This is a genomic window from Corynebacterium fournieri, from assembly GCF_030408775.1.
Lineage (GTDB): Bacteria > Actinomycetota > Actinomycetes > Mycobacteriales > Mycobacteriaceae > Corynebacterium > Corynebacterium fournieri.
Window position 1 is genome coordinate 1,291,567 of sequence record NZ_CP047210.1, and the last position, 11,739, is coordinate 1,303,305.

An 11,739-nucleotide genomic window follows, 5' to 3' on the forward strand; every position below is an offset into this window, starting at 1 on the left:
CCTGGGAGTGTCGGGACGTGTGCAAACACAGCAATGTTACAGCACGGCCAAATCCTTAGGGTATTCCGTGATCACCTTCGGTGCGGCAGAGGTGATGATCAGCGTGTCCTCGATGCGCACGCCCGCCTTGCCGGGGATGTAGATGCCGGGTTCGATGGTCAGCGTCATGCCCTCGACCAGCTCGCCCGTTCCAGTCTTGGCCGCGCTCGGGGCCTCGTGCACGTCCAAGCCCACGCCGTGGCCGGTGGAGTGCACGAAGTATTCCCCGTAGCCGGCTTGCTCAATGACGTCGCGGCAGGCTTTGTCCACGTCTACGAGCTTGGCGCCGGGCACCGACGCCTTTACGCCGGCGAGCTGGGCAGCCAGGGTGACTTCGTAGATTTCGCGCTCCAGCGCACCGATCTCGCCGATTGCGAACGTGCGGGTCATGTCGGAGTTGAAGCCGAGGCGGTGCATGCCGAAGTCGATCGTGACCAGGTCCCCGTTTGCGATGACCCGGTCGCCGGCGCTGTGGTGCGGCTTCGCGGAGTTCGGCCCGGAGGCGACGATGGTGTCGAAGCTGACCCGCTCCGAACCGAGCACACGCATGCGGTACTCAAGGTCCGCCGCCACGTCGCGCTCGGTGCGGCCGGCACGCAATTGCCCCGCCTGGACCATCTCGTCCAACGCCTGCACGGACAGCTCCGCTGCCTCGGTCAGACGTGTCAGCTCAAGATTGTCCTTGATCAAGCGGATATCCTCAATCACCCCACTAACCGGCACCAGGATGACCCCCTCCGGGCACGCCTCGTGCAGCTTCTCCAGCTGGGCCACAGAAAGGTAGTCGGCCTCGAAACCGACGCGGTGGCCTTGAGGTGCCCGCTCGAGCATGGCGACGCCGACATTGCGCTGGATCGTCGCCTGAATGTCGGGGACCTCTTCAGCGATCTGGGTGGTGTAACGCCCGTCGGTGGCAATTTCGGCGGTGCGGTCTTTGGAGATGAGCATCGCGCCGTTGGAACCGGAAAATCCGGACAGGTATCGCACGTGGGTCAAATGCGTGACCAGCATGTCGTCGATGCGGCGCTCCGCCAGCTTCGTGGAAAGTTTGCGTCGGCGGTCTTCAAAACGCGTATCTGCCAATGCCATCAGTGCCTCCTTGCGTAGTAGTCCAGCGCGAGCCGGTAGCCTTCCACCCCCAATCCGGCGATGACGCCGACTGCGATCGGGGAAAGGTACGAATGCGCCCGGAACGGCTCACGGGCATGCACGTTGGAAATGTGCACCTCGATGAAGCCGTGGTGATCCCCTAGTTCTACCAGCGCGTCGCGCAGCGCGACGGAGGTATGGGTAAATCCGCCGGGGTTAATGATTACGGCCCACGCGTTGTCCGCGGCTTCATGCACCCAGTCGATCAGCTGGCCTTCGTGGTTGGATTGGCGGCACTCCACGTCCACCCCCAACTCCGCGCCTTGTGCGAGCAGTTGCTTTTCGACGTCCGCAAGCGTGGTCGCCCCATAGATTTCCGGCTGCCGCTTGCCCAACCTGTTCAAGTTCGGCCCGTTGAGCACCAACACCTTCATTACTCCGACACCTCCTCATACGCCGCTCGCATCTCGTCGACGGTGGCGTCCTCGAGCCTCGTGCATGAGCCGAGGCCGTCAAGCACGACAAAGCGGATGCGACCGTCGCGGTTCTTCTTGTCCAACAGCATCGCATCGTGCAGCTCGTCGAAGGCGCCGGCCTCATAGCGGGTGGGCAGGCCGGCACCGGTCAGGATTTCCTGGTGGAGGTCCACCAAAGGTGCGTCGATAAGCCCCCTGTTCTTGGCAAGGTGGGCGACAAACATCATGCCCACCGCCACCGCATTGCCGTGGCGCCAGGTGTAACGCTCGCGCCGCTCGATGGCGTGGCCCAGGGTGTGCCCGTAGTTGAGGATCTCGCGCAGGCCGGACTCTTTGAGGTCCTGGCCCACCACGTTCGCTTTGACCGCCACCGAGCGCTCGACCAACTCCGCCCAATGCTTCTGCGCGCCGTCGCGGTACAGCTCCAAGATGCGTGGATCCGCGATGAAACCGGTCTTGATCAGCTCCGCAGAGCCGGAGACGACCTCCTCGCGTGGCAGCGTGTCGATGCGGCCCAGGTCGATAAACACGCTATCCGGCTCATGGAACGCGCCGACGAGGTTCTTGCCCGCCGCGGTGTTGATGCCAGTCTTCCCGCCGACCGCCGCATCCACCATGGCCAACAAGGTCGTGGGCACCTGCACCACGTTGATGCCGCGCATCCACGTCGCCGCCGCAAACCCCGCGAGGTCGGTCACCGCGCCACCGCCGAGGCCGATCACGATGTCTTGGCGGGAGAATCCGTTACTGCCCAGAGTCTCCCACAGCCCGGCGAGGACGTCGAGGTCCTTGCCTGCCTCTGCGTCGGGCACGCGCACCGCAACCGGTACGATGCCCGCCTCGCGCAGCCGCGCGGCAAGCTCGTCCGCCACCTGCTGCAGCGGCGCCTGGTGCACGACCAGTGCCCGGCGGGCACCGGTACTTTCGACGCGCTGGACCACCTCCGGCAAGTTGTCGCGACCAATACTGATGGAATACGGGTTCGGCCCGGTTACCTCGACAACAGCCATGAGTAGTCCTTTTAGTCCTAGTCCACTTCGATGAAACCGAGAATCTCCGCCACCACGCGCTGGGGCGGGCGCTCGTCGGTGCGCACGCGGAAGGTTGCCGCCTCGCGGTAAAAGGGCTCCCGCTGCGCCAGCAGGTTGCGGTAGCGCTGCTGACGGTCGTCACCTTGAAGCACGGGGCGCGACTCGTCGTCTGAGGTGCGGCGGATGCCCTCCTCCGCGCTGACGTCGATCCACACCACAGTGTGACGCTGCAGTAAAGTGCGCACCTCTTCGGTGACAATGGCGCCGCCGCCGAGGCTGACCACGCCGCCGGTGGCCAACGCACGGGCGACGTAGCCCACCTCGAGCTTGCGGAAGGCTTCCTCGCCGAGCTCGGCGTAGACCTCGCCACAGGCCTTGCCCTCGCCTTGCTCGATAAGCACGTCCGAGTCCACAATCGGCAAGTTCAGCGCGCTGGCGATGCGGCGGCCGATGGTGGACTTGCCAGCTCCAGGCATGCCCACGAGCACCACTCGGGGCGAGGCGTACACCATGGCAGGCGCCGCCTCGACGAGCTCGGTCGCGCTCGGCGCGTCGTTCTCGTCGAATGGGGTGACGTGCACGGCATCGCCTTCGCCCGCTGCATCAGGTGCGAGATCGTCCACCAGGTCGTTCACGATGTCTGCCGGGGCTCCCCCGGCCGGGGTGGTCATGCCATATCCTCCTCTTGGGCGAACGCCAGCCGCTTAGCAGCGTACGCGCGGTACGCATCCACGTTGCGCCGGACCTCATCCACAGTATCTCCGCCGAACTTCTCGGTCACAGCCTGAGCGAGCACGAGAGCAACCATCGCTTCAGCGACAACGCCGCCTGCGGGCACCGCGCATACGTCGGAGCGCTGGTGGATGCCCGTCGCCGCCTCGCCGGTGGACATATCAACCGTCTTCAGCGCACGGGGCACCGTAGAAATCGGTTTCATCGCGGCGCGGAGACGCAGCTGCTCGCCGTTGGTCATGCCGCCTTCAAGCCCGCCAGCCCGGTTGGTGGCGCGCTCGATGCCAGCGGCGCTGCGCACCATCTCGTCGTGCGCCTGGGAGCCGCGACGTCGCGCCTCCTCGAAGCCGTCGCCGACCTCCACGCCCTTGACGGACTGAATACTCATCAGCGCGCCGGCCAACCGCGCGTCGAGGCGGCGTTCCCCGGAAACATGGGAGCCGAGCCCGACAGGAAGGCCATCCACGATCACCTCGACGATGCCGCCGAGTGTGTCGCCGTCCTTCTTCGCGTCCTCAATGCGAGCGACCATGTCTGCTTCGGCCTCTTTGTCGTAGGCGCGCACCGGGGAAGCGTCGATAGCCTCAATGTCGTCGAAGCTGGGATGCGGACCCGCGTACGGCGCTGACTCGCCGATGGAGATCACGTGCGAAAACACCTCCACCCCGAGCGTTTCGCGCAGCAGGCTGCGTGCAACGGTTGCCGCGGCCACGCGCGCCGCCGTCTCACGTGCGGAAGAGCGCTCCAGCACCGGACGCGCGGAGTCGAACCCGTACTTGATCATGCCCGCAAAATCAGCGTGCCCGGGGCGCGGCCGAGTCAGCGAGGCTCCCCTGCCCGAGGACATCGCCTTGGCCACCTCAGGGTCCTGCATGTCCACCGGCTCGGCAGACATGATGGTGGTCCACTTCGGCCACTCTGTGTTACCGATCTGGATGGCGATGGGGCCGCCGATGGAGACCCCGTGCACCACACCGGTGAGCAGCGTCAGCTCATCGGCCTCAAACTTCATGCGGGCACCGCGCCCGTAGCCGAGCCGGCGGCGCGCAAGCTGGTGCGCGATCTCTTCCTTGCGCACTTCGACGCCTGCTGGCGCGTTTTCCACCATCGCGATCAGGGCTTGGCCGTGCGATTCTCCGGCCGTTGTCCAAAGAAGCATGGCGACATTCTTGCACAAGCGCTGCGCACAACAGCCTTCAATCCCCGAAATAGATACACAAAACAAGAAACACGGCCCAGCAGGCCCCCAGCATTGACGGACCGTGCGCCACCGTCCGTCGCTTAAGAGCCGCTGCGGCCGTCGCCGTGAACAGTCCGGCCAAGCCCATCGCGGCAAACACTCCAAGGGGGCCACCCACGGCGGCGCAGGCAATGCCGAGCGGAACTGCGAGCTTGATGTCTCCCCCGCCGATGCCACGGCCAGCAAAGAAGTAAAACCCTGCCCACACAAGCCCCCATGCAAGCGCCGACCACCACAGGCAGGCAGTAAGCGCAGCCAGTGCGGGCGGCACCGTCAGCGCGTCCGGCAGGCGTCGTTGTCGCACATCGGTCGCGCACAACATCGCAGTCCACGCAGCAAATGCGGCGACCGCCACCCAAGTGGCAATTCCCCCATCCCCCATACGCTGCAGGTTAGCGGGAATACTCCCAGTGCTGCAACAGCGCGCCGCGCATCGCTTCGCGCGGTGCCTTTCTACCGGTGAACTGCTCGAACTGGGCGTACGACTGCCCCGCGAGCATGGACAGCCCACCAACGACCGCATACCCGTTGGATGCGGCACGCACAGCCAGCGGGGTGGGCCACGGGTTGTAGATCACGTCGAAGACGGGAGCATGGGCCAGTGCAGCCGCATGCTCGCGAAGCGCGTCCGCCGGCACGGTGGAGACCACCGCGTCCGCGTCCATCGCCACTTTTTCGAGGTCTGCGTCGAAGCCGGTGAATGTCACGTCCATGCCCGCGGCAAGTTCCGCGTACTCGGCGCTGCGGTCCGATCGGTTGACCAAAGTGACCTGCTGGCAGCCCATCTCGCGCAGCGCCCACATCACGGCGCGGGCGGTGCCGCCCGCGCCAACTACTACCGTGTTGTCGAGGGGTCGCTCGCCTACGAGTTCGCGCAGCGCTACCTGCGCGCCTTCGCAGTCGGTGTTGTCCGCCCGCCACCCCGTTTCGGTGCGCACGAGCGTGTTGGCCGAGCCAATCTCCCGCGCACGGTCGGTCACTTCATCTGCGAACTCCAATGCTGCGAACTTGCACGGCATAGTCACCGAGAACCCGCGGAATGCGTCGCCGGCCTGTCCCACAACACGCGGCAGGTCGTCCGCTTCGCACTGGATGCGGGTGTAGTCCCACCCAGCAAGGCCCGCCGCTGCGTATCCGGCACTGTGCAGCACTGGGGACAGCGAGTGCTCGATCGGCGAGCCGAGGACAGCGGCGCGGTGGGTCACAGTCACGGTTAACGCTGGGAGTCGAGCACGCCCGAATCCACAGCGCGCTGGGTGTCGTTCATGTGCTGCTCGAAGGTGTCGTTGAAGATCGTCGTGCCGTCCTTATCCACGGTGACAAAGAACAGCCAGTTGCCCTCAGCCGGGTGCTCCATCGCCTCGATTGCCTCGATCGACGGCGACGCAATCGGGGTCTGCGGCAGGCCATCCATGGCGTAGGTGTTCCACGGGGTGACGCGGCCGCGGTCCTCGTCGGTGGTGGCGACCTCCACCGACGGCAGGCCGTAGTTGACCGTGGAGTCGAACTCCAGGCGCATCGGCTCCTCTAGGCGGTTCAGGATCACGCGGGCAACCTTGTCAAACTCTCCCGCCGGCGCCTCGCGCTCCACAAGGGAGGCAGCGGTGAGCAGCTCGTACGGTGTGAGGTTCAGGTTCTTGGCGCGGCCGACGATGTCCGTGGACTCGTACTGCTCGGCGGAACGAGTGATCAGGTCGGTGAGGATCTCCTCCGCGGACGCGTGCGGGTCGATGATGTACTCGCCCGGCGCAATCAGGCCTTCGAGGCGCTTGGCGTCGCCGGCGCGCCCGGCCACGGTCTCGCGCGCCCACTCCGGCACACCGAGATCTGCCGGATCGGCCTCAGCCGCGACCTTGTTCAGGTCCTCCAACTTCACGCAATCGGAGGTCGGCTTCTCGCCGCACGCGGACTGCTGGATCATGGACAAGATGCCCGTGCGCGTCTGGCCGCCGAGGATGTTGATGTCCATCAGCGTTGCACCGCCGTAGACCTGCAGCGGGTTGATGCGCTTCTGGGGGTCGAGCAGCGCTTCCACGGCAGAATCGGCGCTCATCTCACCTTCGAGACGGTAAAAGCCCGGTTGGATGTTGTCGGAGTTGGCGTTGTTGGCCGCGGCAGTTTGGAACGCGTTGTCGGAGGCGACGATGCCGCGGTCCTCCAGCTCGGGGCCCAGTGCGGACAGGCTCGAGCCTTCCTTGATCTGCACTACCTGTTCTTCGCCGTTGCCGGATCCCTGGAAGTCCGATGCGGAAGAGCCGCGGGCGACGGCGATCCAGGCGATGAGGCCAATAATCAGCAGGAGCGAGGCAACCAGTATCGCGGTGCTCCGAGTGCGCCGCATGGCGGCTTGTCGTGTGGACACGGTTAGTTCTCCTTGAGGTAGTTTTTGCGGCCGTCCAGCCAGGTTTGCAAAATCTCCACCGCAGCCGCTTGGTCAATCACGGAGCGGGCTTGTTTTTCCCGCACACCCGATGCGCGAAGCGCTTGGGTGGCGGCGACTGTGGTCAGCCGTTCGTCGGCCATTTTGACCGGGACGTCGCTGCGCCGCTTGATGCGGAACGCAATTTCCTTGGCGTGTTTGACGCTTTTGGATCCGTCACCGTTCAGGTTCGCAGGCAGGCCGACAACAACTTCCACCGCGTCCATCTCGTCGATGATCTGGAGCAGGCGTTCGATATCGTCGCCGTCGCGGTCTTTAAATCCGGTGACCCGGCGAACCGTTTCCACCGGCGTGGCCAGCGTGGCGTCCTTGTCGGAGGCGGCCACGCCAATACGGACGGTTCCTACATCGATGCCGATGCGTCGGCCCGAGCCTGGATCGTCCAGACCCGGTGTGTCCGGCTGCACCTTCATCCGCGATTCCTTTCCGTCTGCGATGCCTGCGACTTCGGCCGTCGGCGACCAATGGCCCTGAACACTGGCCGTGTTCACCGACCCAGCCGCCAGGCCTTAGTTAAAACTAACCGTTACCTGAGGAACCAGTGGGTCGGTTCCTCGGCGTGTCACGGATTACAGCGTCGGTTTAGCCGGCGAGGCTGTCACGCACCGCCCGCAGCGCGTCATCGATGCCGGCGGCGTTGGATCCGGTGCCCTGCGCCAGATCGGGCTTGCCTCCGCCCTTGCCGTCGACGTACTGGCCGACCAGTTTGACCAGGTCGCCTGCCTTGACACCGGACTGAACTGCCTGCGGCGTCGCCGCTGCGGCGAGGGAGACTTTGCCGCCCACGGTGGACATCAGCACGATCACGGCGTCTTCGGCCTGCAGCTTGCCGCGCAGATCGTTTGCGATCGTGCGCAGGTCGCCGGTGTTGATGCCTTCGGGCAGCTGCTTGGCGACGACGCGGTGCGTGCCCACCGTCTCGGCCTCATTCGCCAACCCTGCAGTGGAGGCGAGAAGCTGCTGACGGTGCAGGTTCTCAATCTCCTTTTCCGCCGCGCGCAGACGCTCGGACAGCTGCGCGATGCGGTCCGGCAGCTCGTCGGTAGGCGTCTTCAGCTCCGCGGCAAGGCCAGACGCGAGCGCGGCCTCCTTGGAGAGGAACTTGAAGGAGTCCATGCCGGAGTAGGCCTCAATGCGGCGCGCGCCGGAGCCGACGGAGGACTCGCCGAGCACAGCGACCGGGCCGATCTGGGACGCGTGCTCGACGTGGGTGCCGCCGCACAGCTCGATGGAGAACGGCCCGCCGATCTCCACCACGCGCACGACGTCGCCGTAGTTCTCGCCGAACAACGCCATCGCCCCCATCTCCTTCGCGTGCTCGAGCGAAGTCTCAATCGTGTTGACTGCGAAGTCCGCGTCCACGGCCTGGTTGGTGATGGTGGCGATCTCCTGCAGCTGCGCATCCGTGAGCTGGTCGGTGTAGTTGAAGTCGAAGCGCAGGTAACCCGGCTTGTTCAAGGAACCAGCCTGGACTGCGGTCGGACCGAGCACCTGCCGGATTGCGGCGTGGATGAGGTGCGTCGCCGAGTGCGCCTGGCGCGCGCCGTGGCGCCATGCGCCGTCGACCTCGGCAGTGACGGTGGAGCCGAGGTCCAGCCCGCCGTTTTGCACCGTCGCCTTGTGCAGCCACAGCTTCTTGCCCACGCGCTGCACGTCGTTGACGTTGAGGATCGTATCCCCCATGACCAGGCGGCCCCGGTCGGCCATCTGGCCGCCGGACTCCGCGTACATCGGAGTGACGTCGAGGATGACCTCAACCTCATCGCCCTGGGAGACTTCGCCGACCTTCTCGCCGTCGCGCACCAACCCGATGACGGTGCCGTCGTGGACGAGTTGGTCGTAGCCCACAAACTCGGTGGGGTTGGCGTCGACCCATTCGCGGTAGAGGGACTCGTCGACGTTGCGGTGCTTCTTCGCCTTGTTGTCCGCCTTTGCGCGCTCGCGCTGCTCCTGCATCGCAGCATTAAACGCGTCCATGTCCACGTCCAGCCCGGCTTCGCGGGCCATCTCCACGGTCAGGTCGATCGGGAAGCCGTAGGTGTCGTGCAGCTCGAAGGCCTGCGCACCCGGCAGGACCTTGGCTCCGGATGCGGCCACGGCCGACGCGGCCTCGTCGAAACGCGTCGTACCCGCTTCCAGCGTCTTGGAGAAGGCCTTTTCTTCGGCGATGGCAACGCGCAGGATGCGCTCGCGGTTCTCCGCGATCTCCGGGAAGGACGGGGTCATCGTGTCCATGATGGTGTTCATGAACGTCTCCATCACCGGGCCGGTAGCGCCCAAGAGGCGTGCGGAACGGATGATGCGGCGCAGCAGGCGGCGCAGGATGTAGCCGCGGCCCTCGTTGGAGGGGGTCACGCCGTCAAGGATGATCATCATGCTGGTGCGCGCGTGATCGGCGATCACGCGGAAGCGCACGTCATCGTCCTTATTACCGGCATCGTACTTGGAACCGGTCAGTTCGACCGCTGCGTCGATGACGGGGCGGAGCAGGTCAGTCTCGTAGACGTTGTCCACGCCCTGCAGCAGGCAGGCCACGCGCTCAATGCCAAGGCCGGTATCGATGTTTTTCTGCGGCAGCTCTCCGACGATTTCGAAGTTGCCCTTCTTGTCGCCCTCGCCACGGATGGATTCCATGAACACGAGGTTCCAGATCTCCATGTAGCGGTTGTCGTCCGCGACCGGACCGCCGTCCTTGCCGTATTCGGGGCCGCGGTCGTAGTAGATCTCAGAGCACGGACCGCAGGGGCCGGGAATGCCCATGGACCAGAAGTTGTCTTCCATACCCATGCGCTGGATGCGCTCTTCGGGTACACCGATCTTGTCGCGCCAGATGGATGCGGCCTCGTCATCGTCGAGGTAGACGGTGACCCACAGACGCTCCGGGTCCAGTCCCAGCCCGCCCTCGTCGACGGAGCCGGTGAGCAGCGTCCAGGCGTGGGTGATGGCCCCTTCCTTGAAGTACTGGCCGAAGGAGAAGTTGCCGGCCATCTGGAAGAAGGTGTTGTGGCGGGTGGTGATGCCCACTTCCTCGATGTCCAGGGTGCGCACGCACTTCTGAATGGAGGTTGCGGTGCCGTTTTCAAAGTCCGGGGTCTGGTCGCCCAAGAAGTACGGCTTGAACGGCACCATGCCCGCGTTGACGAACAGCAGCGTCGGATCGTCCAGAATCAGCGAGGCACTCGGCACCGGGGTGTGGCCAGCCTTGACGAAGTGGTTGGTGAACCGCTCTCGGATCTCATGGGTCTGCACGCTTCGGTGTCCTTTCAAGTGCGCCGGTTTTTATCCGGGCTTACTCTACCCCGCCACCGTGCGCCGCCAGGGTTCACCGCCCGCGGACGAGCGCGCGAAGGCGGCCGATGAAATCTTTGATGCGGCGTTCTGCCCCGTGATCGGTGGGTTCGTAATAGACGGCGTCCTCGAGGCCGTCAGGCATGTACTGCTGCTTGACGACGCCCTTCGGATCATCATGCGGATACACATAGCCCACCGCGTTGCCCATGGCTTTCGCGCCTTCGTAGTGCCCGTCGCGCAGGTGTGCCGGCACCGGCGGCGCATGTCCGGCCCGCACATCTGCAAGCGCGTGGTCGATGGACTTGATCACCGACGGCGACTTCGGAGCTGTAGCCAAGTGGATCGTCGCCTGCGCGAGAGCGAGGCGTCCCTCCGGCATGCCGATGAACTGCACCGCATTCGCCGCCGCAGTGGCGGTTTGCAGCGCCGTGGGGTCCGCCATGCCGATGTCCTCGGAGGCGTGGATGACCAACCGGCGCGCGATAAAACGCGGATCCTCCCCCGCTTCAATCATGCGTGCGAGGTAGTGCAACGCTGCGTCGACGTCGGAGCCGCGGATGGACTTGATAAACGCGCTGACGATGTCGTAGTGCTGGTCTCCGTCGCGGTCGTAGCGCACCACAGCGCGGTTGACGTTGTTTTTGACGGTCTCGACAGTGATGGTCTCGCCCGGCTGCACTGCCTCGGCGGCGGCCTCGAGGTAGGTCAATGCACGGCGGGCGTCCCCGCCGGCGAGGAGGACAAGCTGATCGCGGGCGGCGTCGTCGAGCGAGTACTCGCCGCCAAATCCGCGCTCATCTGCCATCGCGCGCTCAAGCACCCCCGCGAGCTCGGAGGCGTCCAACGACTCCAATTTGAGCAGCAACGAGCGCGACAGCAGCGGAGCAACAACACTGAAGCTCGGGTTTTCGGTGGTCGCCGCAACCAACAGCACCGTGCGGTTTTCCACCGCCGCGAGCAGAGCGTCCTGCTGCGTCTTGGAAAAACGGTGCACCTCGTCGATAAACAGCACGGTTTTCTCGCCCCGGATGAGGTCCCGCCGCGCGTCGTCGATAACGGCGCGCACCTCCTTGACACCGGAGGAAAGCGCGGATAGAGCCACGAAGTTCTGGCCCATCGCAGAGGCGATCAACGATGCGATGGTGGTCTTGCCAGTGCCCGGCGGTCCGTAGAGGATCACCGAGGCAGCGCCGGAGCCGTCGATCAGCCTGCGCAGCGGCTTGCCTTCAGAAAGCAGGTGACGTTGGCCCGCGAGCTCGTCAAGGGTGCGCGGGCGCATCCGGGCTGCGAGCGGGGCCGATGCGCCGGCCTCAAAGAAGCTCGTTCCCCGGTTTCCAGAATCCGCGCCACCGCTGCGGTCGTTTGCTGCGGCGAACAGCCCCTCCTGGTCCACCTCACACC

Annotated in this window: 11 protein-coding genes; all 11 read right to left on the reverse strand. The window is 65.3% G+C overall.

The genetic code is table 11. The features are described from left to right. Positions 1-36 precede the first annotated feature (36 nt). The 11 genes from CFOUR_RS06280 to CFOUR_RS06330 all read right to left on the reverse strand — a co-directional run bounded on the left by CFOUR_RS06280 (position 37) and on the right by CFOUR_RS06330 (position 11,731). Positions 37-1,128 carry a M24 family metallopeptidase gene (locus CFOUR_RS06280; protein ID WP_085958047.1) on the reverse strand — a complete coding sequence of 364 codons (1,092 nt, stop codon included), beginning with the start codon at positions 1,126-1,128 and terminating at the stop codon, positions 37-39. Next, positions 1,128-1,562, reverse strand: coding sequence for a type II 3-dehydroquinate dehydratase (gene aroQ, locus CFOUR_RS06285; protein ID WP_085958048.1), 435 nt, complete (start codon positions 1,560-1,562; stop codon positions 1,128-1,130). The genes CFOUR_RS06280 and aroQ overlap by 1 nt, the downstream gene beginning before the upstream one ends. Next, a complete protein-coding gene (gene aroB, locus CFOUR_RS06290; RefSeq protein WP_085958049.1) occupies positions 1,562-2,614 on the reverse strand; it encodes a 3-dehydroquinate synthase in 1,053 nt (350 codons plus the stop codon). Before aroB ends, aroQ begins: the two co-directional genes overlap by 1 nt. A 17-nt stretch (positions 2,615-2,631) precedes the next feature. Beyond that, entirely contained in the window at positions 2,632-3,147 is a 516-nt protein-coding gene (locus CFOUR_RS06295) for a shikimate kinase (protein ID WP_085958492.1), read from the reverse strand. 155 nt (positions 3,148-3,302) lie between these two features. Then, positions 3,303-4,526: a chorismate synthase gene (gene aroC / locus CFOUR_RS06300; RefSeq protein ID WP_085958050.1), complete on the reverse strand. Its 1,224-nt coding sequence runs from the start codon at positions 4,524-4,526 to the stop codon at positions 3,303-3,305. A 37-nt stretch (positions 4,527-4,563) separates the two neighbouring features. Continuing rightward, entirely contained in the window at positions 4,564-4,989 is a 426-nt protein-coding gene (locus CFOUR_RS06305) for a prepilin peptidase (protein WP_085958051.1), read from the reverse strand. A gap of 10 nt (positions 4,990-4,999) precedes the next feature. Continuing rightward, positions 5,000-5,818 (reverse strand): shikimate dehydrogenase, encoded by an 819-nt coding sequence (locus tag CFOUR_RS06310; protein WP_085958052.1) that lies wholly within the window; start codon positions 5,816-5,818, stop codon positions 5,000-5,002. A gap of 2 nt (positions 5,819-5,820) precedes the next feature. Continuing rightward, on the reverse strand, positions 5,821-6,948 hold the full coding sequence (gene mltG, locus CFOUR_RS06315) for an endolytic transglycosylase MltG (protein ID WP_085958053.1): 1,128 nt from the start codon (positions 6,946-6,948) through the stop codon (positions 5,821-5,823). Positions 6,949-6,971: 23 nt separating this feature from the next. Further along, on the reverse strand, positions 6,972-7,460 hold the full coding sequence (gene ruvX / locus CFOUR_RS06320; RefSeq protein WP_085958054.1) for a Holliday junction resolvase RuvX: 489 nt from the start codon (positions 7,458-7,460) through the stop codon (positions 6,972-6,974). A gap of 169 nt (positions 7,461-7,629) precedes the next feature. Next, the gene (gene alaS / locus CFOUR_RS06325; RefSeq protein WP_085958055.1) at positions 7,630-10,296 is read right to left on the reverse strand and encodes an alanine--tRNA ligase; all 2,667 of its coding nucleotides are present in this window, start codon (positions 10,294-10,296) and stop codon (positions 7,630-7,632) included. 73 nt (positions 10,297-10,369) lie between these two features. Continuing rightward, entirely contained in the window at positions 10,370-11,731 is a 1,362-nt protein-coding gene (locus CFOUR_RS06330) for a replication-associated recombination protein A (RefSeq protein WP_085958056.1), read from the reverse strand. Between the last annotated feature and the right edge of the window lie 8 nt (positions 11,732-11,739).

What these genes read in the sequence shown, in the direction of transcription:
- CFOUR_RS06280 (WP_085958047.1), bottom strand. Translation starts at nt 1,128, where the DNA reads ATGGCATTGGCAGATACGCGTTTTGAAGACCGCCGACGCAAACTTTCC.
- aroQ (WP_085958048.1), bottom strand. Translation starts at nt 1,562, where the DNA reads ATGAAGGTGTTGGTGCTCAACGGGCCGAACTTGAACAGGTTGGGCAAG.
- aroB (WP_085958049.1), bottom strand. Translation starts at nt 2,614, where the DNA reads ATGGCTGTTGTCGAGGTAACCGGGCCGAACCCGTATTCCATCAGTATT.
- CFOUR_RS06295 (WP_085958492.1), bottom strand. Translation starts at nt 3,147, where the DNA reads ATGGTGTACGCCTCGCCCCGAGTGGTGCTCGTGGGCATGCCTGGAGCT.
- aroC (WP_085958050.1), bottom strand. Translation starts at nt 4,526, where the DNA reads ATGCTTCTTTGGACAACGGCCGGAGAATCGCACGGCCAAGCCCTGATC.
- CFOUR_RS06305 (WP_085958051.1), bottom strand. Translation starts at nt 4,989, where the DNA reads ATGGGGGATGGGGGAATTGCCACTTGGGTGGCGGTCGCCGCATTTGCT.
- mltG (WP_085958053.1), bottom strand. Translation starts at nt 6,948, where the DNA reads ATGCGGCGCACTCGGAGCACCGCGATACTGGTTGCCTCGCTCCTGCTG.
- ruvX (WP_085958054.1), bottom strand. Translation starts at nt 7,460, where the DNA reads ATGAAGGTGCAGCCGGACACACCGGGTCTGGACGATCCAGGCTCGGGC.